The organism is Micromonospora sp. NPDC001898 (genome assembly GCF_042891255.1).
Taxonomy (GTDB): Bacteria; Actinomycetota; Actinomycetes; order Mycobacteriales; family Micromonosporaceae; genus Micromonospora.
Window position 1 is genome coordinate 457,322 of record NZ_JBIATC010000004.1, and the last position, 26,909, is coordinate 484,230.

A 26,909-nucleotide genomic window follows, 5' to 3' on the forward strand; every position below is an offset into this window, starting at 1 on the left:
GATGAAATCATGAGGCGCCTGTTCTGGCTGGGCATCGGGTTGGCTGTCGGCGTGGTGGTGGTCCGTAAGGCGACCCGCACCGCGCAGGCGTACACGCCGGCCGGTATCGCCGGAGGCCTGTCACAGTCCGCCAGCGGTCTGGTGGATTCGCTGCGTGGCTTCGTGGAGGACGTCCGGATCGGGATGGCCGAGCGGGAGCAGGAGATCCACGAGGCCTTCGCCCGGGGGGAGGCGTTCGACGACCAGTTCGCCGAGCTTCGGGAGGACCCGCGCATCGGTGACCGGGAGATCTTTCCGGAGGATCGCCAGCGATGAGGACGGCGGAGATCAAGCGGCGGTACCTCGGGTACTTCGAGGCGAACGGCCATGCCGTGGTGCCGTCCGCTCCGCTGCCCGCCATCAGCGACCCGAACCTGCTGTTCGTCAACGCCGGCATGGTGCAGTTCGTCCCCTATTTCCTGGGGCAGCAGGCCCCGCCGTACCGGCGGGCGGTCAGCGTGCAGAAGTGCCTCCGCACCCCGGACATCGACGAGGTCGGCAAGACCAGCCGGCACGGCACGTTCTTCCAGATGAACGGCAACTTCTCCTTCGGTGACTACTTCAAGGACGGGGCGATCCCGCTCGCCTGGGACCTGGTCACCAAGCCGGTCGCGCAGGGCGGCTACGGGCTGGACCCGGAGCGCGTCTGGCCGACGGTCTACCTCGACGACGACGAGGCGTTCCGGATCTGGCGCTCCGTCGGGGTGCCGGCCGAGCGGATCGTCCGCCGGGGCAGGACGGACAACTTCTGGTCGATGGGCATCCCCGGTCCGGCCGGGCCGAGCTCCGAGATGTTCTACGACCGGGGCCCGGAGTACGGGCGTGCGGGCGGGCCGGAGGTCGACGAGGACCGGTACATGGAGTTCTGGAACCTCGTCTTCATGCAGTACGAGATCGCCGACATCACCAGCAAGGAGCACTTCCGGATCGTCGGTGAGTTGCCGGCCAACAACATCGACACCGGCATGGGCCTGGAGCGGATGGCCTCCATCCTCCAGGGCGTCGACAACCTCTACGAGATCGACGAGGTCCGGCCGATCCTGGACCGGGCCGCCGAGCTGACCGGCAAGCGGTACGGCGCGCACTCCGGCCAGGTGGCCAGCGAGTCACACCCCGACGACGTGCGGCTGCGGGTGATCGCCGACCACGTCCGCACGGCGCTGATGCTGATCGGCGACGGCGTCACCCCGAGCAACGAGGGGCGCGGTTACGTGCTGCGCCGGATCGTGCGCCGCGCGATCCGGTCGGTGCGGCTGCTGGGCTACCAGGACCGGGCGCTGCCCGAGCTGCTGCCGGTGGCCCGGGACTGCATGGCTCCGTCGTACCCGGAGCTGGCGGCCGAGTTCGACCGGATCTCCCAGTACGCGTACGCCGAGGAGGACGCCTTCCTCTCCACGCTGCGCGCCGGCACCACGATCCTGGACACGGCGATCGCCGAGACCAGGTCGGCGGGGAAGGCGGCGCTGACGGGCGACAAGGCGTTCCAGCTGCACGACACCTACGGCTTCCCGATCGACCTGACCCTGGAGATCGCGGCCGAGCAGGGCCTGACGGTGGACGCCGAGGGCTTCCGCCGGTTGATGGCCGACCAGCGCAACCGGGCCAAGGCCGACGCGCGGGCGCGCAAGACCGGGCACACCGACGTGTCGGCGTACCGGTCGGTGCTGGACGCGGGCGGGCCGGTGGAGTTCACCGGTTACACCGAGCTGAACCGGGAGTCCCGGGTCCGCGCGGTGCTGGCCGGCGGCGGCGAGGTCGGCGCGGCTGTCGAGGGCGACACGGTCGAGCTGGTGCTCGACACCACCCCGTTCTACGCCGAGGGCGGCGGTCAGCAGCCCGACCAGGGCCTGATCACCGTCGGCGGCGGGCAGGTCGAGGTCTTCGACGTGCAGCAGCCGGTGCCGGGCCTGATCGTGCACCGGGCCCGGGTGGTCCGGGGCGAGGTGCGCGCCGGCGAGACCGGGTACGCCGAGATCGACGTGACCCGGCGGCGGGCGATCTCCCGTTCGCACACCGCCACCCACCTGGTGCACCAGACGATGCGTAACTTCCTCGGCGAGTCGGCCACCCAGGCCGGTTCGCTGAATGCCCCGGGCCGGCTGCGGTTCGACTTCAACACCCCGACGGGGGTGGCGCCCAGCGTGCTGCACGACGTGGAGCAGCAGGTCAACGAGGTGCTCCTGGCCGACCTGGAGGTGCACGCCTTCATCACCACCCAGGAGGAGGCCCGCCGGATCGGCGCGATGGCGCTCTTCGGCGAGAAGTACGGCGAGCGGGTCCGCGTCGTCGAGGTCGGCGACTACGCCCGCGAGCTGTGCGGCGGAACCCACGTGGCCCGCTCGGCGCAGCTCGGCCTTGTCAAGATCCTCTCCGAGGCGTCGGTCGGTTCCGGGGTGCGGCGGATCGAGGCCCTGGTGGGCATGGACGCCTTCGGCTTCCTGGCCCGTGAGCACCTGCTGGTCTCCCGGCTCGCCGAGCTGTTCCGGGTGCCCGGCGACCAGGTCGCCGACCGGGTGGAGCAGACCGTCACCCAGCTCCGCGACGTGGAGAAGGAGCTGGATAAGCTCCGCGCCCAGCTCGTGCTCGGCGGCGCGGCGGCCCTGGCGGGGCAGGCGAAGGACGTCCGAGGGGTGGCGTACGTCGGCACCGAGGCGCCCGAGGGCGCGGCCGGCAACGACGTGCGGACCCTGGCCCAGGAGATCCGGGGCAGGATCGATCCGGCGCGGCCGGCTGTGGTGGCCGTGGCGGCGCGTTCGAACGGCAAGGCGTCACTGGTGGTGGCCGTGAACGCCGCCGCCCGGAGCCGGGGACTGGCCGCGAAGGACCTGGTCAAGGCAGCCTTCTCCGGTCGGGGCGGCGGCAGCGACGACCTCGCCCAGGGCGGCGGCCTGCCGGCCGCCGAGGCGCCGAAGCTGCTCGCCACCGTCGAGAAGGCGATCGCCGAGGCGTGAGCGCATCGCACGTCGAGCAGGGCGGACCATCCCGGTTCGCCCTGACTCGTGCCAGGGCAGGGTGAAGGACTGATGACCGAATCGTGGCACGGAGTCCGCCTGGGGGTGGACGTCGGGCAGGTCCGGGTCGGGGTGGCCCGCTCGGATCCGCACGGGGTGCTGGCCACCCCGCTGGTGACACTCGCCCGGGACCTGGCCAGCGCCGAGGACGCCGTGCCCCGCGACATGGCCGAGCTGGTGGGGCTGATCGCGGAGCACGAGTGCGTCGAGGTGATTGTCGGTCTTCCGGTCAATCTCGCCGGTAAGCACGGCCCGGCGGCGCAGAATGTGAAGGCGTACGCTGACCGGTTGGCTGGGGTAATAGCCCCCGTTCCGGTAACGCTCACTGACGAGAGGATGTCGACCGTGGTGGCTTCTCGTAGGCTTGCCGAGCGTGGCGTCCGGGGAAAGCGCCAACGCGCGGTGGTCGACCAGGCCGCCGCGGTCGAGATCCTGCAGAGCTGGCTGGAAGCGCAGCGGAGGCGGACGCGATGATCGACGATCTGGACCTCGGGTTCGACGACTCGGGGCGGGGTGGTGACAAGGGCAAGCACCGGCGCAGCTATGTGCGCAAGCGCAACGGGGAGTCGGGCGGTGGCCGCGGCAAAACCGTCCTCGCCCTGCTCATGGCCTTCGTGCTGCTCGGAGTCATCGGCGGCGGGGCCTTCTACGGCTTCGACCGGATCCAGGGCTACTTCGTCACCCCCGACTACGACGGGTCCGGCACCGGTGAGGTGACCGTCGAGATCAAGCAGGGCGCGCTGATCGCCGACATGGCCAGCGCGCTCTACACCGCCGGGGTGGTCAAGAGCTCCAAGGCGTTCATCGAGGCGGCCGAGGCGAACTCGCGCAGCAAGAACATCCAGCCCGGCACGTACAAGGTGCGCAAGCAGATGAGCGGCGAGCGTGCCCTGGTCATGCTGCTGGACCTCAAGAACAAGGTCGTCAACGGGCTCACCATCCCCGAGGGCACGACCGCCAAGCGCGTCTACAAGCTGCTGTCGGAGAAGACCGAGATCCCGGTCAAGGAGTTCGAGGCCGCCGCGAAGGACCCGAAGGCGCTCGGCGTGCCGGACTCGTGGTTCAAGCGCACCGACGGCAAGCCGGTCAAGAAGTCGATCGAGGGCTTCCTCTTCCCGGACACCTACGAGATCCCGCCGAAGGCCACCGCCGAGAGCATCCTCACCCTGATGGTGGAGAACTTCCTCGCCGTCACCGGGGAGATGAAGTTCGCCGACCGGGTCAAGGAGGAGCGCGGCGGCATCAGCCCGTACGAGGCGCTGATCGTCGCGTCTCTCGCGCAGGCCGAGGCGGGCAACAAGGACGACCTCGGCAAGGTCGCCCGGGTGGCCTACAACCGGGTGTACGGCGAGTTCCCGTGCAACTGCCTGGAGATGGACGTCACGGTCAACTACTACTTCGAGTCGATCGGCCAGGAGGGCAAACGCTCGAAGGACATGACCCCGGCCGAGCTGGACAACAAGAAGAACCCGTACAACCGCAAGCTGCGCGGGATGATCCCCACCCCGATCAACAACCCGGGCAAGCAGGCCCTGGAGGGGGCGATGGACCCGCCGCCCGGTAAGTGGCTCTACTTCGTGGCGATCGACAAGGAGGGGCACTCGGCGTTCGCCGAGACGTACGAGGAGCAGTTGCGTAACCAGAAAAAGGCCGAGGAGGCCGGGATCATCTGATGACCACGCCTCGGCGGGCGGCGGTGGTCGGCAAGCCGATCAGCCACTCCCTCTCCCCGGTGATCCACAACGCCGGCTACGCCGCCGCCGGCCTCGCCGGGTGGTCGTACACGACGATCGAGTGCGCGGAGGCGGAGCTGCCGGCCATGGTCGCCGGCCTCGGCCCCGAGTGGGCCGGGCTGTCGGTGACCATGCCGTGCAAGGAGGCGACCCTCGCCCTCGCGGCCGAGGTGTCGCCGGTCGCCGCCGCGATGGGCGCGGCGAACACCCTGGTCCACCGGCCCGACGGCTCCTGGTACGCGGACAACACCGACGCCGCCGGGATGGCCGAGCTGCTGGCGGCGGCCGACGTGCGACCCGGTGCCCGGGTGACCGTGCTCGGCGCGGGCGGCACCGCCCGGGCCGCCCTGGCCGCCGCCGCCCGCCTCGGCTCGGGCACCGTGACCGTGGTGGCCCGACGAGCCTCGGCGATCGACGAGCTGCGCCCGGCCGCCGACGCGCTCGGCCTGCGGCTGGCCGGGGCCGACTGGGCCGAGGCGGCCAGCTGCACCGACGCCGACGTGGTGGTCTCCACCGTGCCGAAGGGCGTCGCCGACTCCCTCGCCGTCGACGCCCGGTGGCGGCCCGGCGCGGTCTACTTCGACGCGCTGTACGACCCCTGGCCGACCCCCCTCGCAGCCTCGGCCGGGGCCGCCGGGTGCCGGGTCGTGTCCGGTCTTGATCTGCTGGTCGCCCAGGCGGTCGGCCAGTTCGAGCACTTCACCGGCGCCCGCGCCCCGGTGGCGGCCATGGCCGCCGCGCTCTCCGCCGAGGTCGGGATCGAGATCCGCCCGGTCCGGTAGCCCGGTCTCGCCATCCCGGTCGAGCCGGCGCTCGGCGACAGCAAGATCATCTGTTGTGCATCCGGAAAGCACCAGCTCCGCGCGGAATGCGAGCGGCCCCAGGGCGCCGCGACCGCCGAGGTCGCCCTCACTCCACGGTGACGGCCCGCACCGCCCCTTTCGCTGGATTTCCGGACGAACCAGGGTCAATCGGTGCATTGGTCTTCCAAGTTGATCGATCAACTCTTATTTCCCCAGCTCAGCCCGTTGCTGTTCGTGGTCGGTGGAACTTCCACGGGCGGCTGACCTGGCCTTTTGTGGATAGCCCGGCAGTCGCTCAAAGTATTGATTGACCTGGATTCCTGACGCACCGTAGCGTTCGCCTCACTCAATGCCCAGTCGACCCCAGGGGAGGGCCGTCAGTGGCTCCTGCGCGTGCAAGATTCGCGTCAATCGTCCAAGTCGCCAGACTCAGCAGAACAGGACTGGGTCGCTTCACCCTCGCCGGCATGGCGGCGGTCCTCGCGGTCACCCTGACCGACGTGCCCAACCAACCGGCGGAAGCCGCACCGGCAAAGGCGCCGGACCGGGTGCTGGACCGCCCCGACGAGATGGCCGCGCTGGTCACCGCGCGGCTGACCGGCAAGCGGGTCCGGATCAGCGGCATGACCACCGAGAGCGCCGAGTACGTCGCCCACCCGAACGGGCAGGTCGAGGCGACCGTCCACGCGAGCCCAGTGCGGATCCGGCGCGACAACCGGTGGGTGCCGGTCGACCTCACCCTCCAGCCCGCCGCCGACGGCTCGGTCCGGGCCCAGGCGCACCCGCTGGACCTGCGGATCTCCGGTGCCCGCAAGGCCGGCGGGGAACTGGCCGCGGTCGGCGTCGGCGACGGCCGGCTGAGCATGGGCTGGGCCGGTGCTCTGCCCGCACCGGTGCTCGCCGGCAACCGGGCCACCTATCCGGAGGTGGCCGCCGGCATCGACCTGGTGGTCGAGGCCACCCGGACCGGCTTCTCGCAGTTCCTGACCGTGAAGAACCGGCAGGCGGTGGACCGGCTCCCGACGCTGGCGTTCCCGCTGACCGGCAAGGGACTGTCCTCGTTCAGCCAGGACAGCTCCGGCGGGCTGCTGCTCAAGGACGCCAAGGGCCGGCCGATCGCTGCCGTGCCGGCGCCGGAGATGTGGGACGCCCGGCGCAACCCGGGCACGGAGGAGCCGACCCGACGGGCGGTCGTGGCGGCGAAGTCCGAGCGGCCCACCGCGCGGTCGGCCCGGGCCAACGGCCTGACCATGCGGCTGAGCCCGGACCTGGCGTGGCTGAAGGACACGGCCACCCAGTACCCGGTGACCATCGACCCGCAGATCAACCCCCTCTACACGACGTTCGACACGTACGTGAAGGAGGGCGACAACGTCGACCGGGGCGGGGCGAACGACCTCCAACTCGGCCTGCTGGCCGGCACGCCGAACACCAAGGCCCGGTCCTTCGTGCACTGGGGCGTCTCCGCGCTGCGGGGCAAGCAGATCACCTCGGCGACGGTGAACTTCTGGAACTTCTGGTCGAACACCTGCACCGCCACCTCCTGGGAGATCTGGACCACCGGCGCGGCCTCCTCGGCGACCCGCTGGGGCACCCAGCCGACCTGGGCGCAGCAGGAGGCCACCTCCACCCAGACCAAGGGCGGCACGGCCTGTGCCGACGGCTGGGTGAGCATCAGCGGCACGACGTTCTTCCAGCGGGCCGCCACCGCCAACCAGTCCACCGCCTACATGGGCGTGCGGGGCACCGACGAGACCAGCCCCAACAGCTTCAAGCAGTTCCGCTCCCGCAACGCGGCCGACAACAGCCAGGTCCCGTACGCGGTGGTGAACTACAACTCGTACCCCACCGTCGGCACCCGCTCGACGGTGCCGGCCACCGCCTGCGCGACCGGCGCGTCCCGGCCCAAGGTGAACACCGCGACCCCGCAGCTGAAGTCGGTCGTCTCCGACGCCGAGGGGTCCACGGTCAAGGCCGAGTTCGAGTGGTGGACGCTGACCGGCACCACCAAGCTCGGCAGCGCGATCACCGGCACCGCGGCGTCGGGCTTGACGTTCAGCACCACCGTCCCGGCCGCGACGTTCACCCACAACACCTCGTACAAGTGGCGGGTGCGCGGCAACGACGGCACGGTCAACGGGACCTGGTCGCCGTTCTGCGAGTTCACCGTCGACACGTCGATCGGCAGCCCGCCCATCGTCAGCTCCACCACCTACCCGGAGAACCAGTGGGGCGGCGACGCGAACGTCGCCGGCAGCTTCACCTTCGAGGCCAACGGCATCGCCGACGCGGCGGCCTACGAGTACAGCCTCGACGTGCAGACCCTGAACAAGGTCGTCAACACCGCCACGCCGGGCGCCGACGCGACGGTCAGCATCACCCCGCTGACCCCGGGCTGGCACAACATCTGGGCGCGCACCCGCGACTCGGCCAACAACGTGACCGACGTGCGCAGCTACCCGTTCAAGGTGGGCACCGGCGCGGTGACCTCGCCGAAGGCCGGCGACGTCAGCGGGGCGAAGGTCGTGCTCGGCTCGACCGCCGCGCCGTCCTTCGCCAACGCCACCTACCAGTGGCGGCGGGCCGGCTCCGACGCCTGGGTCGCCATCCCCACCGCCCACGTCACGTACGCCGTCGGCGGCGGGGCGGTGACCTGGCCCGTCGCCCTCACCTCCGGCGTGGCCCCCAAGCTGAACTGGGACGTGGCCGCCACCCTCGCCTCGGTCGACGGGGCGAGCATTCCGCGCGACGGGCCGGTGCAGGTGCGGGCCTACTTCAACCTGAGCAGCAACGGGGCGCCGGCCGACAACGTGAAGTTCCGGTTCGACCGGAATCTCGCCTCGGCCGACACAGGCCAGGTGGGCCCTGGCTCGGTCAACCTGATCACCGGCAACTACCAGATCTCGCAGTCCGACGTGTCGGTGCCCGGCCTGGGCATCTCGCGTACGGTCAACAGCCGGCAGCCCCTCGGCGCCGACCCGCTCTTCGGGCCGGGCTGGGTCTCCGGCCTGGTGGTCCAGGAGGCGAACGCGCCGTACACCCGGCTGACCACCTACGGCAGCCTGGTACAGGTCAAGCTGCCGAACGACTCGACCATCGGGTTCACCAAGGTCGACAGCGCCGGGGTGAACTACGAGCCCCAGTCCGGCGCCGAGTCCTACAAGCTGACCTTCAACTCCGCCACCAGCACCTTCACCCTCGCCGATGGTGCGGGCAACGTGGTCACCTTCACCCGGGCGTCGACCGACCCGGCCAACGTCTACACCCCGACCGCGGCCATCGCGCCGGGGTCGGGCAACACCACGACGTACTCGTGGGAGAAGGCCACCGTCGGCTCGAACGAGATCATGCGGCCGACCCGGATGCTGGCTCCGGTCCCGGCGGGCGTCACCTGCACGACGCTGGTCAAGGGGTGCCGCGCGCTGACCTTCACCTACGCCACCGCCACGACCGCCACCGGCCTGGCCGACGGCACCTGGGGCGACTACACCGGCCGGGTGAAGCAGATCTCCTACACCGCCTGGGATCCGGACCTGGCGACCCCGGCGATGCGGACCGTCGTGCTGGCCCGCTACACCTACGACAACGGTGGCCGGCTGCGGACCTTCTCCGACCCCCGACTGGACTACACCAACGGGTCGGGACCCCAGCAGTTGCGGACCGTCTACTACTACAACGGTGACGGGATCATCGTCTCGCTGACCCCGCCGGCCGAACAGACCTGGCAGTTCTCCTACACGACGGTCCCGAACGACCCGGGCAAGGGGCGCCTGCACAAGGTCACCCGGTCCGCCCTCACCGCCGGCACGGCGGTCGAGACCGTGGTCTACCAGCTTCCGATCTCGGGCAGTGGCGCTCCGTACGACCTGTCCACCGGGCAGACGGCGCGGTGGGGGCAGACGGAGCCGCCGACCGACGCCACCGCGGTCTTCCCGGCCAGTCAGGTGCCGACCGGCGACCCCGCCGCCGGCACGCTGCCCGGCTCGTACGAACGGGCGACGGTCACCTATCTGGACGCGAACGCGCGGACGGTCAACGTCGCCGAGCCGGGTGGCAACATCGCGACCACCTGGTACGACGGGTCGGGCAACCTCGTGAGTGAACTGGAGCCGGGCAACCGCAAGCGGGCGCTCGACGCCTCTCCCGCCGACAGCGCGAGTGCCGAGGCCGGTATCGCCGCCAAGCTGACGACCACCACCCTGTACTCGCCCGACGGCCAGCAGGCCGTGGAGACCTTCGGGCCGGAACACGAGGTCGTGCTCGCCAGCGGTGCCGTGGTGCGGGGCCGCAAACACGTCCGGTACACCTACGACGAGGGCGCGCCGGCCGGTGGTGAGCCGAGGAACCTACCCACCACGGAGAGGGCCTCAATCAGCCATGTCAGCGCCGGTCAGACGATCGACGCGGACACCCGGACGACCACGAAGCAGTACGACTGGGACCTGGGCCGGCTGCTCCTCGTCACGACCGATCCCGGCGGTCTCGACCTGACCACCAGGACCAGTTACGACGCCTCGGGGCGGGTCATCGCGACGACCGGTCCCGCCGGGGGTGGGGTGGACACCACCCCGGCGACCCGGCAGACGGTCTACTACACCGAGGCGGCCAACTCGTCGTACCCGGAGTGCGGTGCGCATGCCGAATGGGCCGGCCTGGTATGCCGGACGCAACCGGCCGGCGCCGTGGACGCGGGGCCGGAACTGCCCGCGACGGTGCTGACCTACGGGCTCTACCACCAGCAGCGTTCGACCACGGAGAAGAACAGTGGGGGCGTCCTTCGTAGCACGGCGATCACCTACGACGGGGCTGGCCGTGAGCTTGAGGTGACGGTCACCGCAGGGACCGGTCTGGGCGAGCCGCTGGAGAAGCGGCGCAACGTGTACGACCTGGCCAGCGGCAAGAGCGTGCGGACGCAGTCGCTGAACGGTGCCGGCACGGTCACGGCCGAGGTGGTGCGCGCCTACGACTCGCTGGGCCGGCGCACGACGTACACCGACGCCGACGGCAACGTCTCCACCGTCACCTACGATCTGCTGTCCCGTCCGGCGACCGTGTCCGACGGGAAGGCGACGCAGACCTACACCTACGACGGTGGCACCGAGCGCCGAGGGTTCCCGACGCAGATTGTCGACAGTCAGGCCGGCACGATCACGGGCCAGTACGGCGCTGACGGCGAACTGACGGGTGAGACCTGGCCGAACGGTGTGGTGGTGACGGCGACCCGCAACGAGGCGGGCGACCCGACGGGGATCGGTTACGTGCAGGCGGGCTGTGGCCAGCCCGACTGCACGGTGTTCACGGAGAACGCGACCTGGAGTTCTCAGGGCCAGTGGCACAGTCGCCAGTCGACGTTGTCCCAACAGCAGATGGCATACGACGAGGCCGGGCGCCTGGCCGCCGTGCAGGACACCGTGGGTGGCCAGTGCACGTCCCGGGTCTACGAGTTCGACGCGAGCAGCAACCGGACCGGCCTGTCGTCGTACGCTCCGGGCGCCGGTGGTTCCTGCCAGACCGCCACCGGGGCCACGAGCCGGACGTGGCAGTACGACAACGCCGACCGGCTCGTCAGCACGGGCTACGTGTACGACGCGCTGGGCCGTACCCAGCAGTCGCCGGCAGTCGACACGCCCGGGGGCGGAGCCGCCTCCACCATGACCTATCACGTCAACGACATGGTCAGGTCGATCGCCAGTGGGAGCCGTACGGCGACCTACACCCTCGACGTCCTGGGCAACCGGAACCGCTCGTGGACCGACAACCCTTCGGGAACGTCGGTGACGAAGCGGCACCACTACGCCGACGATTCCGACAAGCCGGCCTGGACCGACGAGGGCGGCGGCGATTTCAGCCGCTCGGTACCCGGGCTGTCCCGGCTGGTCGGGGCGTACCTGAACACCACCGGGATGGCCTGGGCCATCACCAACCTGCACGGCGACTTCGTGGCGGGGATGACCGGGAGCGGTTCGGGTCTGTCGTACACGAGCGAGCAGGACGAATCCGGCCAGCCGCGCAACACCGCCGACGTGGGGACGCGTCGGTACGGCTGGCTCGGCTCGGAACGCAGGGCCTCCGACACCCCGAACGGGGCCACCCTGATGGGCGCGCGGGTCTACAACCCGACCACGGGTCGTTTCCTACAGGTGGATCCCATCTACGGCGGCAACGCCAACAGCTACGAGTACTGCTCCGGAGACGCGGTCAACTGCACCGATGTCTCTGGCAAGATGTCCTGCGGCAGGTGGTACAAGCGCTACTACAAGTGGAGCTGGGAGTACGGCTTCTGGTGCAAGTTCTCGCACTGGGAGACCCGATGGATCCTGGACATCTTCGGTCTCGCCTTCGCGATGATCGGTGGGGCCATCGGCGGGATCGTCGGTTTCGGCATCGGTGGCCCGTGGGGAGCGGGGATCGGTGGTGCGATCGGCGGCTTCATCGGTTGGATCGCGGGCACCTTCGTGCCCCGGCTGTACGAGTACTACTGCCGCAGGCAGAAGGGGGTCTACCTCTATATGGTGGTCGGCTTCATCGGTAGGACGTTCATACCGTGGAAGGGCTATGGAATCCCGGCCTGCCGGTAGCCGGAGAGGTTGATGATGGGGACGCTGGTCGCGTATTTGCTGGTCGTGGGCGGCATTGTGATGGTGCTGCTTGGCGGGTGGCTTCAGAAGCGGGGCACCCTGCCGGAGCGGATGATCCGGACCGACGTCCGCCCTCCGGTCCGCCAGGTGAGCCTGCTGCTCGGCGCGACCGGCGTCGCCGCCGTCGTCTCGCAGCTCCCGGTGGCGCTGGGTGCGGATGCCGGTACGAAACTGTTGCTGTGGTTCGCGTCGGTGCCCTTCCTGGTCGTGGCCGTGGCGCTGCTGTTCCGCATCGCTTCGGCCCGGCACGGACGCGGGGACGGTGATACCGCCGGTCGTCGATGACGAGGTCGGCCGGCGCCTGAGCGGGCGTGGAACGGTTCGGGTCGGGCCAGGTGCCCGACCCGAGCCGTTGCTGCTCGTGGCGTCCGCAGGGCGGGACACGGCGGGCGGTGCGGTGGGACGTGACCCGGTCGTGACAGACTTGCCGACGTGTTGCGTTGGCTGACTGCAGGTGAATCGCACGGTCCCGCCCTCGTCGCGATGATGGAGGGCGTGCCCGCCGGGATCGAGGTGACCACCGGCGAGATCGCCGGTGAGCTGGCCCGCCGCCGGCTCGGCTACGGCCGGGGCGCCCGGATGGCGTTCGAGCGGGACGAGATCGAGGTGATCGGCGGGCTCCGGCACGGCCTCACCCTGGGCAGCCCGGTGGCCATCCGGGTCGGCAACTCCGAGTGGCCCAAGTGGCAGACGGTGATGGCCGCCGACCCGGTGGACCCCGACGAGCTGGCCCAGCAGGCCCGCAACGCGCCGCTGACCCGTCCCCGCCCGGGCCACGCCGACCTGGCCGGCATGCAGAAGTACGGCCACACCGACGCCCGCCCCATCCTGGAGCGGGCCAGCGCCCGGGAGACCGCCGCCCGGGTGGCCGTCGGCACCGTGGCGAAGGCCCTGATCAAGCAGGCCCTCGGCATCGAGATCGTCTCGCACGTGGTGGAGCTGGGCCCGGTCGCGGTGAAGCCGGGGCTGCGGCCCACCCCTGATGACGCCGAGCGCATCGACGCCGACCCGCTGCGCTGCCTCGACCCGGAGGCCAGCGCCCGGATGGTCGCCGAGGTCGACGCCGCGAAGAAGGCCGCCGACACCCTCGGCGGCGTGGTCGAGGTGCTGGCGTACGGGGTGCCGCCGGGCCTGGGCAGCCACGTGCAGTGGGACCGCAAGCTCGACGCCCGGCTCGCCACCGCGCTGATGTCGATCCAGGCGATCAAGGGCGTGGAGATCGGCGACGGCTGGCAGCAGGCCCGATCCCGCGGCTCCGAGGCGCACGACGAGATCATTCCGACCGCGACCGGGGTGCGCCGGGTGACCGACCGGGCCGGTGGCCTGGAGGGCGGCATCACCACCGGAGAGCCGCTGCGGGTGAAGGCGGCCATGAAGCCGATCTCCTCGCTGAACCGGGCCCTGGCCACCGTCGACGTGACCACGGGGGAGCCGGCGACGGCGATCAACCAGCGCTCCGACGTGTGCGCCGTGCCGGCCGCCGCAGTGGTCGCCGAGGCGATGGTGGCCCTGGTGCTCGCGGAGGCCGCCACGGAGAAGTTCGGCGGCGACTCGGTGGCCGAGATCCGCCGGAACCTGGCCGGCTACCTCGACTCCCTGGTGATCCGGTGAGCGCGCCCGCGAGCGGCGGCGACGACCGGGACGCCCTTCCGGTGAACCAGACGCGACCGGTGGTCGTCCTCGTCGGGTCGCCGGGGTCCGGCAAGACCACCGTCGGTACGGCGCTCGCCGCGCTGCTCGGGGTGGGGTTCCGGGACACCGACGCCGACATCGAGCGGCTGGCCGGCAAGCCGATCCCGGAGATCTTCATCGACGAGGGGGAGGCGCACTTCCGTACCCTCGAACGGGCCGCCACCGCGGCGGCGCTGGCCTCCTGCGCGGGGGTGCTCGCCCTCGGCGGCGGCGCGGTGCTCGCGGAGGAGAACCGGGCCGCCCTGATCGGGCACACCGTGGTGCACCTGAGCGTCGAGCTGCCTGACGCGGTGAAGCGGGTCGGGCTGGGCGCCGGCCGGCCGCTGCTGGCGATCAACCCGCGGGCGACGCTGAAGTACCTGATGGACCAGCGCCGCCCGCTCTACGCCGAGGTGGCGACCGCGACCGTGGTGACCGACGGGCGGGGCCCGGAGGAGATCGCCGCCGAGATCGCGGCCCTGCTCAAGCCCTGACCCAAGCCCGGCCCCTGTGGCGAGGGGTCAGGACCGGGCCGCCTCCCGCGCCGGACGTGCCGGAGGTGTCGGACGCGCCGGCCTCGGGTCCTTCCGCACCGGTCGCCAGGTGGCGAGCAGCGCCAGGGCGAGCGCGATCTCGGCGAGGTCGCCGCCGTAGTACATGACCGTCGCCCCGGCCCGGAGCTGCTCGGGCGGCCCCGGCACGTCCACGGCGAGCCCGGCGTACAGGAGTTGGGCGAGGGCGGCGTGGGCGGCGACGGCGACGCCGAGCACCACCAGCCGGACCGGCACCCGGGGCCGGTGCGGGCCGGGGTCGGGGCCGGCGACCGACCAGGTGAACAGGCAGCCGGCGAGCAGGAAATGCAGGTGCACCAGGTAATGCGCCGCCGGGTGCGCCACCGTGGCCCGGTACAGCGGGGTCAGGTACAGCAGGTACAGCCCGCCGGCGGTCAGCGCCAGCCCGGTGACCGGGTGGGCGAGCACGGCCAGGGCCGGCCGGCGCAGCAGCCGGACCAGCGCCCGGCCGCGCCGGCGGTGCACGGTGCGCAGCAGCAGGGTGACCGGCGCGCCGAGCACCAGGCCCAGCGGCGCCAGCATGCCGATCAGCAGGTGCTGCCACGCGTGCCCGGCGAAGCCGCCCGCCGGCAGGCCGAGCCCGACCGCGAGCAGACCCGCGCCGGTGCCGAAGGTCGCCGTCCGCCGGTGCGGCCACCCGGCGCCGCCCGGACCCCGCTGCCGCAGCGCGGCGGCGAGGTAGACCCAGAACAGCGCCAGGGGTACGAGCAGCGCCGGCCCCGGGCTGAACCCGTCGTGACCGGCATGGGCCGGGGTCACCGCTGGTCGGCGCAGAGGTCCACAGCCGTGCCGCGGCGCTGTACCAGCCAGCCGGCGGCGACCAGCGCCGCCCCGAACACCAGGAACCCGAGGTCCCACCAGGTCTGGTGCGGGCCCCCGCGCACGTGGTGGATGCCGAGCAGGTGGTGGTCGGCGATCCCCTCGACGAGGTTGAACAGCCCCCAGCCGACCAGCGCCCAGCCCCACAGCACGGGGGAGCGCCACAGCCGGCCGCGTGACTGGGTCACCCGGGAGTAGAGCAGCGCGAGGCCGGCCAGCACCGCCACCCAGGTCACCACGTGGAAGATCCCGTCCCACAGAGTGTTGATCTCCAGCCCGGGCACGGTGTCCACCGGGTACGCCTTCATCCCCACGTTGGCGCTGCCGGTGCTGCTGAGCATGTGGTGCCACTGGAGCACCTGGTGCAGCACGATGCCGTCGGCGAAGCCGCCGAGGCCGACGCCGAGGATGATGGCGGGCACCCGGATGTCGGCGCCGAGGACGGTGGCGGACACCCGGGTGTGGGTGCCGCTGGTCGTGGGTGTGCTCATCGGGGGAACCTCCGCCTAGTCGACCGGTCCGTGCTGCAGCGCTCCCCCCGGTCTGCCCAGCTAAATGCCTACGTGCGGTAGTTGTCAAGTAACTGAGACGGGTTGTGTCTGCTGGGCGGGCTGGTTGATTCAGGCGGTCTCGGGCAGTTTGGGTGGTCGCGGGCGGCGGGCGACCCGGACGACGAGCCGGACTGGTTCCTGGAAGGTGTGGACACGTACACGCCCGTCGGCCACGGAGTGGACAGTCGCCGCCTGGCACCCGGCGGCTGGACTAGGCTGCCGGGCGATGGACGAGGTGACCCGTATTCCGGTCGGCGGCGAGCGGCCGTACGACGTGCTCGTGGGACGTGACCTGCTCGACGCGCTCCCGATGTTGCTGCCCGACGCGACCCGGGTGGCGGTGCTGCACGCGCCGCCGCTGAAAGGGCTGGCCGAGGCGCTCGGCGCCCGCCTGGCCGCCGTCGGGATGACCCCGTTGACCGTGGAGGTGCCGGACGCCGAGGCGGGCAAGGCCGTCGAGGTGGCCGCCGCGTGCTGGGACCGGCTCGGCGAGGCGGGCTTCACCCGTACCGACGCGGTGGTCGGGGTGGGCGGCGGCGCGGTCACCGACCTGGCCGGCTTCGTCGCGGCCTGCTGGCTGCGCGGGGTGCGCTGGGTGGCGGTGGCGACCTCGCTGCTCGGCATGGTCGACGCCGCCGTCGGCGGCAAGACCGGGATCAACACCGCGGCCGGCAAGAACCTGGTCGGCGGCTTCCACCCGCCGGCCGGGGTGCTGTGCGACCTCACGGTGCTCGACAGCCTCCCGCCGGCCGACCTGGCGGCCGGCCTGGCCGAGGTGGTCAAGTGCGGGTTCATCGCCGACCCGGTGATCCTCGACCTGGTCGAGCGGGACGGGGTCGCGGCCACCGACCCGACCTCGCCGGTGGTGCGGGAGCTGATCGAGCGGGCGATCCGGGTCAAGGCCGACGTGGTCTCCGGCGACCTGCGCGAGTCCGGGGTGCGCGAGGTGCTCAACTACGGCCATACCCTGGCCCACGCGATCGAGAAGGTGGAGGAGTACCGCTGGCGGCACGGGCACGCCGTCGCCGTCGGCCTCGTCTACGCGGCCGAGCTGGCCCGGCTGGCCGGCCGGCTGGACGCCGCGACCGCGGCCCGGCACCGCACGGTGCTCACGGCGCTCGGGCTGCCGACGGGCTACCGGGCCGACGCGTGGCCGCAGCTGCTGGCCGCAATGCGGGTGGACAAGAAGACCCGTGGCTCGCGGCTGCGGTTCGTGGTGCTCGACGGCCTGGCCCGCCCGACGATCCTGGAGGGCCCGGACGACGAGCTGCTGCACGCCGCCTACCGGGAGGTCAGCCGGTGAGCGCGAGGGTGTACGTGCTGAACGGGCCGAACCTGGGCCGGCTGGGCACCCGCCAGGTCGACGTGTACGGGGCGACCAGCTACGCCGACCTGGTGACGCTGTGCGTGCGGACCGGCCGGGAGCTGGGGCTGGACGTGGTGGTCCGGCAGACCGACGCCGAGCACGAGCTGGTCGGCTGGCTGCACGAGGCGGCCGACGAGGGCGCGGCGGTGGTGCTCAACCCGGCGGCCTGGTCGCACTACTCGATCGCGGTCCGGGACGCCTGCGCGATGCTGCGGGCCCCCCTCGTCGAGGTGCACATCTCCAACATCCACGCCCGGGAGGAGTTCCGCCGGCACTCGGTGGTCTCCGCCGTGGCGACCGGGGTGATCTGTGGCCTGGGTCTCGACGGCTACCGTCTCGCCCTGCACCACCTGGCGGCCCGCCCGGGCGCGGAGCCGGCCGGCGGCTGACGGCGGGGACGGCCGGCGGCGGCAGGCAGTAGACTTGCCAGGTCTGTCCGCCAATTGATGATCAAGGCAGGAAATGGCCTCCACCAACGACCTGAAGAACGGCCTGGTACTCAACCTCGACGGAGAGCTCTGGGCCGTCGTCGAGTTCCAGCACGTCAAGCCCGGTAAAGGTGGCGCGTTCGTGCGTACCACCCTGAAGAACGTGCTGTCCGGCAAGGTGGTCGACAAGACCTTCAACGCGGGCACCAAGGTCGAGACCGCGACCGTGGACAAGCGCACCATGCAGTACCTCTACGCCGACGGTGAAGACTACGTCTTCATGGATCTGGAGACGTTCGACCAGATCACCGTCCCGGACGGCACCGTCGGGGAAGCGGCCAACTACCTCCTCCCCGAGGCCGAGGCGACCGTCGCCACCCACGAGGGCGTGCCGCTGTACATCGAGCTGCCGACCTCCGTCGTGTTGGAGGTCACCTACACCGAGCCGGGCCTGCAGGGCGACCGGTCCACCGGCGGCACCAAGCCGGCGACCGTCGAGACCGGAGCGACCGTGCCCGTGCCGCTGTTCATCACCACCGGCGAGAAGATCAAGGTCGACACCCGCGACGGCCGTTACCTCGGCCGCGCCTGATGGCCGAGGGCGCCAAGCAACAGATGCCGGCACGCCGCAAGGCGCGCAAGCGGGCGCTGGACGTGCTCTACGAGGCCGACCTGCGTAACAAGCCTCCGGTGGAGGTGCTCGCCGGCTACCTCCAGCGGATCGAGAAGCCTCACCCGGAGCACCTGGGGTACGCGGTCGGCCTCGTCGAGGGGGTGGCCGCGCACCTGGACCGGATCGACGAGCTGATCGCCAGCTACGCCGAGGGCTGGACGCTGGACCGGATGCCGGTCGTCGACCGCAACCTGGCCAGGATCGCGGTGTACGAGCTGCTCTACGTCGACGAGCTCGACGACCCGGTGGCGATCAGCGAGGCAGTCGAGCTGGCCCGCCAGATGTCGACCGACGACTCGCCGCGCTTCCTCAACGGGGTGCTCGGCCGGATCGCCGAGTACGCCACCCGCTGAGCCGGCGGCGTCGCCGCACCCGTACGACGAGGGAAGGGCCCGTGCCGTCCGGCACGGGCCCTTCCGTCTGTCGACCTCGATCAGGAGGCGAAGAACGCCCGCGGGTCGGCGACGAGCACGCCGTGCTCGGTGAGGCGCTCGATCAGCCCGGACGGCGAGGCGTCGTAGACGATCGCCAGGGCGCGTAGATCGTCGGCGCGGATGGAGAGCACCCGGCCGTTGTAGTCGCCGCGCTGCTGCTGGATGGCGCGGGCGTACCGGGCGACGTAGGCCAGCTCCTCGGAGGCCTCGTCGTAGAGCCGCTCCAGGTCCAGCACGATCTTGCTGGTGGGCTCGTGACGGACCCCGCTGCCGTCGGGCAGCAGCTCAGAGACGGGCACCCGGTAGAAGTCGGCCAGCTCGGCCAGGCGGGACACCGTGACGGCGCGGTCACCGCGCTCGTACGAGCCGACCACCACGGCCTTCCACCGCCCGTTCGACTTCTCCTCCACCCCCTGCAGGGACAGGCCCTGCTGCTGGCGGATGGAGCGCAGGCGGGCGCCCAGCGACTTGGCGTATTCAGAGGGCATTCGGACACTCCCAGTGCTGCTCGGGGTTCTCCCAGCGATCGCTACGGAGCGTGACGGTACGGGGATTGCGACACCTGGTCAAGTGGTCGTGACCCTACCGTTGAGGAGCACAGGGTGAGTTATCCCGATTCGCCACCCTGATCCTGGGGTCAGTGCCGGCGGCGGAAGGCCCCGTGACCGCTGGTAACGTGGCGTGAGCCCCGGCGCCGGCCGTTCGCGGTCCGCCGGAGGTGCCAGACATCCTTTAACGACCCGTCCCGTGAGGCGGGGAAGGAGGTCCGCCGTGGCCTACCCATCGGCTGCCCATCCGTCGCCACCGCGACAACCCTCGGTGAAGGTGATCCTCACCGCAGCGGACGTCTCGCGCGTGGTGGACCGCATCGCCCACCAGATCCTCGAGAAGACCCAGGGCGCCGCCGACACCGTGCTGCTCGGCATCCCCACCCGGGGCGCGCCGCTGGCGCGGCGGCTCGCCGCCCGGATCAGCACCTTCGAGGACGTCGCCGTCCCGGTGGGCGTGCTCGACATCACCCTCTACCGCGACGACCTGCGCCGCAACGCCACCCGCGCGGTCGGCCCGACCCAGCTTCCGCCCGGCGGGATCGACGGCAAGCGGGTCGTCCTCGTCGACGACGTGCTGTTCTCCGGCCGCACGGTCCGGGCCGCCCTCGACGCGCTCGGCGACGTCGGCCGCCCCGCCTCGGTGCAGCTCGCCGTGCTGGTCGACCGGGGCCACCGGCAGCTGCCCATCCGCGCCGACTACGTCGGCAAGAACATCCCGACCGCGCTGGCCGAGAGCGTGCGGGTCACCCTCGCCGAGACCGACGGCGCGGACGAGGTCCGGCTGTACGGAGAGGCGCTCGCGTGATCCGCCACCTGCTCTCCGCCGCCGACCTGGACGCCGCCACCGCCACCCAGATCCTGGACACCGCGGCCGAGATGGCCACCGTCGCCGGGCGCGAGGTCAAGAAGCTGCCCGCGCTGCGCGGCCGGACCGTGGTGAACCTGTTCTACGAGGACTCCACCCGGACCCGGATCTCCTTCGAGGCGGCGGCTAAGCGACTCAGCGCCGACGTGATCAACTTTTCGGCCAAGGGCTCCAGCGTCGCCAAGGGCGAGAGCCTGAAGGACACCGCGCTCACCCTCCAGGCCATGGGGGCCGACGCGGTGGTCGTCCGGCACCCCGCCTCCGGAGCGCCGCACCGGCTGGCCGACTGGGTGGACGGGTCGGTGGTCAACGCAGGCGACGGCACCCACGAGCACCCCACCCAGGCGCTGCTCGACGCGTACACGATGCGCTCCCGGCTGGGCCGGCTCGCCGGCCTGCACGTCGCGGTGGTCGGGGACGTGCTGCACTCCCGGGTGGCCCGCTCCAACGTGCTGCTGCTGTCCACCCTCGGCGCGAAGGTCACGCTCGTAGGCCCGCCCACCCTCATCCCCGTCGACATCGCGGCGGCCCTCGCCCCCGGCACCGACGTCTCCTACGACCTCGACGTCGTTCTTCCCGACGTGGACGTGGTGATGATGCTGCGGGTGCAGCGGGAGCGGATGAAGGACTCCTACTTCCCCTCCGCCCGCGAGTACGCCCGCCGCTACGGGCTCGACGGGCCGCGGATGCGCCGGCTGCCCGAGCACGCGATCGTCATGCACCCCGGGCCGATGAACCGGGGCATGGAGATCACGCCCGAGGTCGCCGACTCGCCCCGCTCCACCATCGTCGAACAGGTCGCCAACGGGGTCTCCGTGCGGATGGCCGTCCTCTATCTCCTGCTCGGGGGGAACAAGCTGTGACCGCGTACCTGATCACCAACGTGAGCGTCGTCGGCGCCGCGCCGGCCGACCTGCTGATCCGCGACGGCGTCGTCGCCGCCACCGGCCAGGGGCTGAGCGCGCCGGACGCCACGGTGGTCGACGGCACCGGGCTGGTCGCCCTGCCCGGCCTGGTCGACCTGCACACCCACCTGCGCGAGCCGGGCCGCGAGGACGCCGAGACCGTCGAGTCCGGCTCCCGGGCGGCGGCGCTGGGCGGGTACACGGCGGTCTGTGCGATGGCCAACACCTCCCCGGTCGCCGACACCGCCGGGGTGGTCGAGCAGGTCTGGCGGCTCGGCCGGGAGGCCGGCCTGGTCGACGTGCAGCCGATCGGCGCGGTCACCGTCGGCCTGGCCGGCGAGCGCCTGGCCGAGCTGGGCGCGATGGCCGACTCGGCGGCCCAGGTGCGGATCTTCTCCGACGACGGGCACTGCGTCGCCGACCCGGTGCTGATGCGCCGGGCCCTGGAGTACGTCAAGGCGTTCGACGGGATCATCGCCCAGCACGCCGAGGAGCCCCGGCTCACCGAGGGCGCGCAGATGCACGAGGGCGAGGTGTCCACCCGGCTCGGGCTGACCGGCTGGCCGGCGGTCGCCGAGGAGGCGATCATCGCCCGGGACGTGCTGCTCGCCGAGCACGTCGGCAGCCGGCTGCACGTCTGCCACGTCTCCACGGCCGGCAGCGTCGAGGTGCTGCGCCAGGCCAAGGCCCGCGGCGTCCGGGTCACCGCCGAGGTCACCCCGCACCACCTGCTGCTGACCGACGCCAAGGCGACCACCTACGACCCGGTGTACAAGGTCAACCCGCCGCTGCGCACCGCCACCGACGTCGCCGCGCTGCGCGCCGCGCTCGCCGAGGGCGTGATCGACATCATCGCCACCGACCACGCCCCGCACGCCGTGGAGGACAAGGAGTGCGAGTGGGCGTACGCCCGACCGGGCATGCTCGGGTTGGAGACGGCGCTGTCGATCGCCCTGGACGTGCTCGGCCCGCAGTGGGAGTTGATCGCCGAGCGGATGTCCCGCACCCCGGCCCGGATCGCCGGGCTCGACTCCCACGGCCTCGACCCGGCCCCCGGCGTTCCGGCCAACCTCACCCTGGTCGACCCGGCCGCCCGGCGGGTCGTCGAGTCCGCCGAGCTGGCCAGCCTCAGTCGCAACACCCCGTACGCCCGCATGACGCTTCCGGGTCGCATCGTGGCGACCTTCCTGCGCGGCGAGCCGACGGTTCTGGACGGAAAGGCAGTGAGATGAGTCGCAGGCAACCCGCGATCCTTGTCCTTGAGGACGGGCGCACGTTCCACGGCGAGGCGTACGGCAGCGTCGGGGAGACCTTCGGCGAGGCGGTCTTCAACACCGGCATGACCGGCTACCAGGAGACCCTGACCGACCCGTCCTACCACCGGCAGGTCGTGGTGCAGACCGCGCCGCACATCGGCAACACCGGCGTCAACGGCGAGGACGACGAGTCCGGCCGGATCTGGGTCGCCGGGTACGTGGTCCGTGACCCGGCCCGGATCGGCTCGAACTGGCGGGCCACCGGCGGGCTGGAGGACCGGCTCGCCGCCGAGGGCGTGGTCGGCATCGGCGGGGTGGACACCCGGGCGCTGACCCGGCACCTGCGCGAGCGCGGCGCGATGCGGGTCGGCATCTCCAGCGTCGACGACGACCCGCGTGCCCTGCTGGCCCGGGTCCGCCAGGCGTCGCAGATGATCGGCGCGGACCTGTCCGCCGAGGTGACCACGCCGCAGCCGTACGTGGTCGAGGCCGACGGCGCGCACCGGTTCACCGTGGCCGCCCTGGACCTCGGCATCAAGCGCAACGTGCCGCGCCGGCTCGCCGCGCGCGGGGTCACCACCCACGTGCTGCCCGCCTCGTCGAGCATCGACGACCTGCTCGCCACGGGCGCGGACGCGGTGTTCATCTCGCCCGGCCCGGGCGACCCGGCCACCGCAGACGGCCCCGTCGAGCTCGCCCGGGAGGTGCTGCGCCGGCGGATCCCGCTGTTCGGCATCTGCTTCGGCAGCCAGATCCTCGGCCGGGCGCTGGGCTTCGGCACGTACAAGCTCGGCTACGGCCACCGTGGCATCAACCAGCCGGTGCTCGACCGGGTCACCGGCAAGGTCGAGGTGACCAGCCACAACCACGGCTTCGCGGTCGCCTGGCCGGGCCGTGAACAGGAGCCCGACGCCGTGCCGACGCCGGGTGCCGTCGTCCCCGACCAGGTGATCGAGACCGAGTTCGGTGGCGTCCAGGTGTCGCACGTCTGCCTCAACGACAACGTGGTCGAGGGGCTGCGGGCGAGGGACGTGCCCGCCTTCACCGTCCAGTACCACCCGGAGGCGGCGGCCGGCCCGCACGACGCGGACTACCTCTTCGACCGCTTCGCCGAGCTCATCGAGGGCCGGACCCACAGCGAGGGGCGCACGAATGCCTAAGCGGACCGATCTCAAGCACATCCTGGTGATCGGCTCCGGGCCGATCGTCATCGGGCAGGCCTGCGAGTTCGACTACTCGGGCACCCAGGCGTGCCAGGTGCTGCGCAGCGAGGGGATCCGGGTCAGCCTGGTCAACTCCAACCCGGCGACCATCATGACCGACCCGGAGTTCGCCGACGCCACGTACGTCGAGCCGATCACCCCGGAGTTCGTCGAGCTGGTCATCGCCAAGGAACGCCCCGACGCCCTGCTGGCCACCCTCGGCGGACAGACCGCGCTGAACACCGCGGTCGCCCTGCACTCCGCAGGCGTGCTGGAGAAGTACGGCGTGGAGCTGATCGGCGCGAACATCGACGCCATCAACCGGGGCGAGGACCGGCAGCTCTTCAAGGACGTCGTGGCGAAGGCCGGCGCCCGGATCGGCCTCGCCGACCCGACCGGCCTGGTGCCGCGCTCCCGGGTCTGTCACTCCATGGCCGAGGTCGAGGCCACCGTCGTCGAGCTGGGCCTGCCGGTGGTGATCCGGCCGTCGTTCACCATGGGCGGCCTGGGCTCCGGCATGGCGCACACGGATGCCGACCTGGCGCGGATCGCCGGGGCGGGGCTGGCCGCCAGCCCGGTGCACGAGGTGCTCATCGAGGAGAGCGTGCTCGGCTGGAAGGAGTACGAGCTCGAACTCATGCGCGACCGCAACGACAACGTGGTGGTGGTCTGCTCGATCGAGAACATCGACCCGATGGGCGTGCACACCGGCGACAGCGTCACCGTGGCCCCGGCCATGACGCTGACCGACCGGGAGTACCAGCGCCTGCGTGACCTGGGCATCGCCGTGCTGCGCGAGGTCGGGGTGGACACCGGCGGCTGCAACATCCAGTTCGCGGTGAACCCGGCCGACGGCCGGATCGTCGTGATCGAGATGAACCCCCGGGTGTCCCGCTCCTCGGCGCTGGCGTCGAAGGCGACCGGCTTCCCGATCGCGAAGATCGCCGCGAAGCTGGCCATCGGCTACACCCTCGATGAGATCCCCAACGACATCACGCACAAGACCCCGGCGGCGTTCGAGCCGACCCTGGACTACGTGGTGGTGAAGATTCCCCGGTTCGCGTTCGAGAAGTTCCCCGGCGCGGACCCGGAGCTGACCACCACCATGAAGTCGGTGGGCGAGGCGATGAGCCTCGGGCGCAACTTCACCGAGGCGCTGAACAAGGCGATGCGCTCGATGGAGACCAAAGCGGGCGGGTTCTGGAGCGTGCCGGATCCGCAGGGGGCGACGAGGGAGGACACCCTCGCCGCGCTGCGCGTCCCGCACGACGGCCGGCTGTACACCGTCGAGCGGGCACTGCGCCTCGGCGCGTCGATCGCCGAGGTCGCCGCCGCGTCCGGCGGGATGGACCCGTGGTTCCTGGATCAGATCTCGGCGCTGGTGGAGCTTCGGGCGGAGATCGTCGACGCCCCGGTGCTCGACGGCGACCTGCTGCGCCGGGCCAAGCGGGCCGGTCTGTCCGACCGGCAGCTCGCCGCGCTCCGTCCGGAGCTGGCCGCCGAGGACGGGGTACGCACGCTGCGCCACCGCCTCGACATCCGGCCCGTCTACAAGACGGTGGACACCTGCGCCGCCGAGTTCGAGGCGACCACCCCCTACCACTACTCGACCTACGAGTCCGAGACCGAGGTCGCGCCGTCGGACCGGCCCAAGGTGCTCATCCTGGGTTCCGGGCCGAACCGGATCGGCCAGGGCATCGAGTTCGACTACTCGTGCGTGCACGCCGTGATGGCGCTCAGGGCGGTCGGCTACGAGACGGTGATGGTCAACTGCAATCCGGAGACCGTCTCCACCGACTACGACACCGCCGACCGGCTCTACTTCGAGCCGCTGACCTTCGAGGACGTCCTGGAGGTCTGGCACGCCGAGGACTCGTCCGGCCGGGCGGCCGGCGGACCGGGCGTGGTCGGGGTGATCGTGCAGCTCGGCGGGCAGACCCCGCTGGGCCTGGCGCAGCGGCTGAAGAACGCGGGCGTGCCGGTGGTCGGCACCTCGCCGGAGTCGATCCACCTGGCCGAGGAGCGCGGCGCGTTCGGGTCGGTGCTGGCCCGGGCCGGGCTGCGCGCCCCCGCGCACGGCATGGCCACCTCGTACGAGGAGGCCAAGGCGATCGCCGAGGAGATCGGCTACCCGGTGCTGGTCCGCCCGTCGTACGTGCTGGGCGGGCGGGGCATGGAGATCGTCTACGACGACCCGACGCTGCGCGACTACATCGGCCGGGCCACCGAGATCTCCCCGGACCGCCCGGTGCTGGTCGACCGGTTCCTCGACGACGCCATCGAGATCGACGTGGACGCGCTGTGCGACGCCGACGGCGAGGTGTACCTCGGCGGGGTGATGGAGCACATCGAGGAGGCCGGCATCCACTCCGGCGACTCGTCCTGTGCGCTGCCGCCGATCACCCTGGCCGGCTCGCACCTGGCGCAGGTGCGCCGGTACACCGAGGCGATCGCCCGGGGCGTGGGGGTGCGCGGCCTGCTCAACGTCCAGTACGCGCTCAAGGACGACGTGCTGTACGTGTTGGAGGCGAACCCGCGGGCGTCCCGGACGGTCCCGTTCGTGTCCAAGGCCACGGCGGTGCCGCTGGCCAAGGCGGCGGCCCGGATCGCACTCGGCGCCACCATCGCCGAACTGCGCGCCGAGGGGTTGCTCCCGCCGACCGGCGACGGCGGGACGATGCCGGCCGACGCGCCGATCGCGGTGAAGGAGGCGGTGCTGCCGTTCAAGCGGTTCCGCACCCCGTCGGGCAAGGGCATCGACTCGCTGCTCGGCCCGGAGATGAAGTCCACCGGCGAGGTGATGGGCATCGACACGAACTTCGGTCACGCCTTCGCCAAGAGCCAGGCTGCCGCGTACGGGTCGCTGCCGACCGCCGGGAGGATCTTCGTCTCGGTGGCCAACCGGGACAAGCGCGGCATGATCTTCCCGATCAAGCGCCTGGCCGACCTGGGATTCGAGATCGTCGCCACCACCGGCACCGCCGAGGTGCTGCGCCGGCACGGCATCGCCTGCGAGCAGATCCGCAAGCACTACGAGTCCGGCGCGGGCGAGGACGCGGTCTCGATGATCCTCGGCGGCGACGTGGCGCTGGTGGTCAACACCCCGCAGGGCTCCGGGGCGAGCGCCCGTTCCGACGGCTACGAGATCCGCAGCGCCGCCGTGACGGCCGACATCCCCTGCATCACCACCGTCCCGGGCGCGGCGGCGGCGGTGATGGGCATCGAGGCCCACATCCGCGGCGACATGCAGGTCCGCCCCCTCCAAGACCTGCACGCCAGCCTCCGAGCCACCCGATGACCCCACCCCGACCCACAACCCCAACCCCCCGCCCGGTCGGCGTTGATCAAGAAGTTCCGCTCGCCCAGGGGCCCGTTCCCGGATGCAAACTTTT

General features: G+C 71.6%; 21 protein-coding genes. 18 read left to right on the top strand and 3 right to left on the bottom strand.

The window, feature by feature from the left end:
• The first annotated feature begins 9 nt into the window (after positions 1-9).
• The 9 genes from ACFYZF_RS12590 to ACFYZF_RS12630 all read left to right on the top strand — a co-directional run bounded on the left by ACFYZF_RS12590 (position 10) and on the right by ACFYZF_RS12630 (position 14,389).
• Positions 10-315, top strand: coding sequence for a hypothetical protein (locus ACFYZF_RS12590; RefSeq protein WP_387019117.1), 306 nt, complete (start codon positions 10-12; stop codon positions 313-315).
• The gene (gene alaS / locus ACFYZF_RS12595; RefSeq protein ID WP_387019119.1) at positions 312-2,990 is read left to right on the top strand and encodes an alanine--tRNA ligase; all 2,679 of its coding nucleotides are present in this window, start codon (positions 312-314) and stop codon (positions 2,988-2,990) included. Before ACFYZF_RS12590 ends, alaS begins: the two co-directional genes overlap by 4 nt.
• A gap of 72 nt (positions 2,991-3,062) precedes the next feature.
• Entirely contained in the window at positions 3,063-3,524 is a 462-nt protein-coding gene (gene ruvX / locus ACFYZF_RS12600; protein ID WP_387019120.1) for a Holliday junction resolvase RuvX, read from the top strand.
• Complete coding sequence (mltG, locus tag ACFYZF_RS12605; protein ID WP_387019123.1) at positions 3,521-4,723, top strand: endolytic transglycosylase MltG; 1,203 nt, start codon at positions 3,521-3,523, stop codon at positions 4,721-4,723. The genes ruvX and mltG overlap by 4 nt, the downstream gene beginning before the upstream one ends.
• Complete coding sequence (locus tag ACFYZF_RS12610) at positions 4,723-5,565, top strand: shikimate dehydrogenase (protein ID WP_387019125.1); 843 nt, start codon at positions 4,723-4,725, stop codon at positions 5,563-5,565. The genes mltG and ACFYZF_RS12610 overlap by 1 nt, the downstream gene beginning before the upstream one ends.
• Before the next feature lie 488 nt (positions 5,566-6,053).
• Positions 6,054-12,164: an RHS repeat-associated core domain-containing protein gene (locus ACFYZF_RS12615; protein WP_387019127.1), complete on the top strand. Its 6,111-nt coding sequence runs from the start codon at positions 6,054-6,056 to the stop codon at positions 12,162-12,164.
• Positions 12,165-12,179: 15 nt separating this feature from the next.
• Entirely contained in the window at positions 12,180-12,509 is a 330-nt protein-coding gene (locus tag ACFYZF_RS12620) for a hypothetical protein (protein ID WP_387019130.1), read from the top strand.
• A gap of 147 nt (positions 12,510-12,656) precedes the next feature.
• A complete protein-coding gene (gene aroC / locus ACFYZF_RS12625; RefSeq protein WP_387019132.1) occupies positions 12,657-13,835 on the top strand; it encodes a chorismate synthase in 1,179 nt (392 codons plus the stop codon).
• A gap of 41 nt (positions 13,836-13,876) precedes the next feature.
• Positions 13,877-14,389 carry a shikimate kinase gene (locus ACFYZF_RS12630; protein ID WP_387019325.1) on the top strand — a complete coding sequence of 171 codons (513 nt, stop codon included), beginning with the start codon at positions 13,877-13,879 and terminating at the stop codon, positions 14,387-14,389.
• 27 nt (positions 14,390-14,416) lie between these two features.
• Here ACFYZF_RS12630 and ACFYZF_RS12635 read toward each other — a convergent pair whose 3' ends face one another.
• Positions 14,417-15,226 (bottom strand): cytochrome c oxidase assembly protein, encoded by an 810-nt coding sequence (locus ACFYZF_RS12635; RefSeq protein WP_387019134.1) that lies wholly within the window; start codon positions 15,224-15,226, stop codon positions 14,417-14,419.
• Positions 15,223-15,777 carry a DUF2243 domain-containing protein gene (locus ACFYZF_RS12640; protein ID WP_387019137.1) on the bottom strand — a complete coding sequence of 185 codons (555 nt, stop codon included), beginning with the start codon at positions 15,775-15,777 and terminating at the stop codon, positions 15,223-15,225. Before ACFYZF_RS12640 ends, ACFYZF_RS12635 begins: the two co-directional genes overlap by 4 nt.
• A gap of 286 nt (positions 15,778-16,063) precedes the next feature.
• On the opposite strand from ACFYZF_RS12640, the gene aroB reads away from it, so the two are divergent.
• The 4 genes from aroB to nusB all read left to right on the top strand — a co-directional run bounded on the left by aroB (position 16,064) and on the right by nusB (position 18,657).
• Positions 16,064-17,140: a 3-dehydroquinate synthase gene (aroB, locus tag ACFYZF_RS12645; protein WP_387019139.1), complete on the top strand. Its 1,077-nt coding sequence runs from the start codon at positions 16,064-16,066 to the stop codon at positions 17,138-17,140.
• Positions 17,137-17,592 carry a type II 3-dehydroquinate dehydratase gene (gene aroQ / locus ACFYZF_RS12650; protein ID WP_387019141.1) on the top strand — a complete coding sequence of 152 codons (456 nt, stop codon included), beginning with the start codon at positions 17,137-17,139 and terminating at the stop codon, positions 17,590-17,592. Before aroB ends, aroQ begins: the two co-directional genes overlap by 4 nt.
• 73 nt (positions 17,593-17,665) lie before the next feature.
• Positions 17,666-18,223 (top strand): elongation factor P, encoded by a 558-nt coding sequence (efp, locus tag ACFYZF_RS12655; protein WP_387019143.1) that lies wholly within the window; start codon positions 17,666-17,668, stop codon positions 18,221-18,223.
• 23 nt (positions 18,224-18,246) lie between these two features.
• Positions 18,247-18,657, top strand: coding sequence for a transcription antitermination factor NusB (gene nusB / locus ACFYZF_RS12660; protein WP_387019328.1), 411 nt, complete (start codon positions 18,247-18,249; stop codon positions 18,655-18,657).
• Positions 18,658-18,737: 80 nt separating this feature from the next.
• On the opposite strand, the gene ACFYZF_RS12665 is transcribed toward nusB, so the two are convergent.
• Entirely contained in the window at positions 18,738-19,226 is a 489-nt protein-coding gene (locus ACFYZF_RS12665; RefSeq protein ID WP_091436620.1) for a transcriptional regulator, read from the bottom strand.
• 283 nt (positions 19,227-19,509) lie between these two features.
• Here ACFYZF_RS12665 and pyrR point away from each other — a divergent pair, with 283 nt between their 5' ends.
• The 5 genes from pyrR to carB are packed head-to-tail and all read left to right on the top strand — an operon-like array spanning position 19,510 to position 26,815.
• Positions 19,510-20,094, top strand: a complete 585-nt coding sequence (gene pyrR / locus ACFYZF_RS12670) for a bifunctional pyr operon transcriptional regulator/uracil phosphoribosyltransferase PyrR (RefSeq protein ID WP_387019146.1) — start codon at positions 19,510-19,512, stop codon at positions 20,092-20,094.
• Positions 20,091-21,017 carry an aspartate carbamoyltransferase catalytic subunit gene (locus ACFYZF_RS12675; protein ID WP_387019148.1) on the top strand — a complete coding sequence of 309 codons (927 nt, stop codon included), beginning with the start codon at positions 20,091-20,093 and terminating at the stop codon, positions 21,015-21,017. The genes pyrR and ACFYZF_RS12675 overlap by 4 nt, the downstream gene beginning before the upstream one ends.
• Positions 21,014-22,291: a dihydroorotase gene (locus ACFYZF_RS12680; protein WP_387019151.1), complete on the top strand. Its 1,278-nt coding sequence runs from the start codon at positions 21,014-21,016 to the stop codon at positions 22,289-22,291. Before ACFYZF_RS12675 ends, ACFYZF_RS12680 begins: the two co-directional genes overlap by 4 nt.
• Complete coding sequence (gene carA / locus ACFYZF_RS12685) at positions 22,288-23,475, top strand: glutamine-hydrolyzing carbamoyl-phosphate synthase small subunit (RefSeq protein WP_387019153.1); 1,188 nt, start codon at positions 22,288-22,290, stop codon at positions 23,473-23,475. Before ACFYZF_RS12680 ends, carA begins: the two co-directional genes overlap by 4 nt.
• Positions 23,468-26,815 (top strand): carbamoyl-phosphate synthase large subunit, encoded by a 3,348-nt coding sequence (carB, locus tag ACFYZF_RS12690; protein WP_387019156.1) that lies wholly within the window; start codon positions 23,468-23,470, stop codon positions 26,813-26,815. Before carA ends, carB begins: the two co-directional genes overlap by 8 nt.
• The last annotated feature ends 94 nt before the right edge of the window (positions 26,816-26,909 follow it).

What these genes read in the sequence shown, in the direction of transcription:
- ACFYZF_RS12615 (WP_387019127.1), top strand. Translation starts at nt 6,054, where the DNA reads ATGGCGGCGGTCCTCGCGGTCACCCTGACCGACGTGCCCAACCAACCG.
- carA (WP_387019153.1), top strand. Translation starts at nt 22,288, where the DNA reads ATGAGTCGCAGGCAACCCGCGATCCTTGTCCTTGAGGACGGGCGCACG.
- nusB (WP_387019328.1), top strand. Translation starts at nt 18,247, where the DNA reads ATGCCGGCACGCCGCAAGGCGCGCAAGCGGGCGCTGGACGTGCTCTAC.
- aroB (WP_387019139.1), top strand. Translation starts at nt 16,064, where the DNA reads ATGGACGAGGTGACCCGTATTCCGGTCGGCGGCGAGCGGCCGTACGAC.
- ACFYZF_RS12610 (WP_387019125.1), top strand. Translation starts at nt 4,723, where the DNA reads ATGACCACGCCTCGGCGGGCGGCGGTGGTCGGCAAGCCGATCAGCCAC.
- alaS (WP_387019119.1), top strand. Translation starts at nt 312, where the DNA reads ATGAGGACGGCGGAGATCAAGCGGCGGTACCTCGGGTACTTCGAGGCG.
- ACFYZF_RS12590 (WP_387019117.1), top strand. Translation starts at nt 10, where the DNA reads ATGAGGCGCCTGTTCTGGCTGGGCATCGGGTTGGCTGTCGGCGTGGTG.
- ruvX (WP_387019120.1), top strand. Translation starts at nt 3,063, where the DNA reads ATGACCGAATCGTGGCACGGAGTCCGCCTGGGGGTGGACGTCGGGCAG.
- mltG (WP_387019123.1), top strand. Translation starts at nt 3,521, where the DNA reads ATGATCGACGATCTGGACCTCGGGTTCGACGACTCGGGGCGGGGTGGT.
- efp (WP_387019143.1), top strand. Translation starts at nt 17,666, where the DNA reads ATGGCCTCCACCAACGACCTGAAGAACGGCCTGGTACTCAACCTCGAC.
- ACFYZF_RS12665 (WP_091436620.1), bottom strand. Translation starts at nt 19,226, where the DNA reads ATGCCCTCTGAATACGCCAAGTCGCTGGGCGCCCGCCTGCGCTCCATC.
- ACFYZF_RS12620 (WP_387019130.1), top strand. Translation starts at nt 12,180, where the DNA reads ATGGGGACGCTGGTCGCGTATTTGCTGGTCGTGGGCGGCATTGTGATG.
- carB (WP_387019156.1), top strand. Translation starts at nt 23,468, where the DNA reads ATGCCTAAGCGGACCGATCTCAAGCACATCCTGGTGATCGGCTCCGGG.
- ACFYZF_RS12640 (WP_387019137.1), bottom strand. Translation starts at nt 15,777, where the DNA reads ATGAGCACACCCACGACCAGCGGCACCCACACCCGGGTGTCCGCCACC.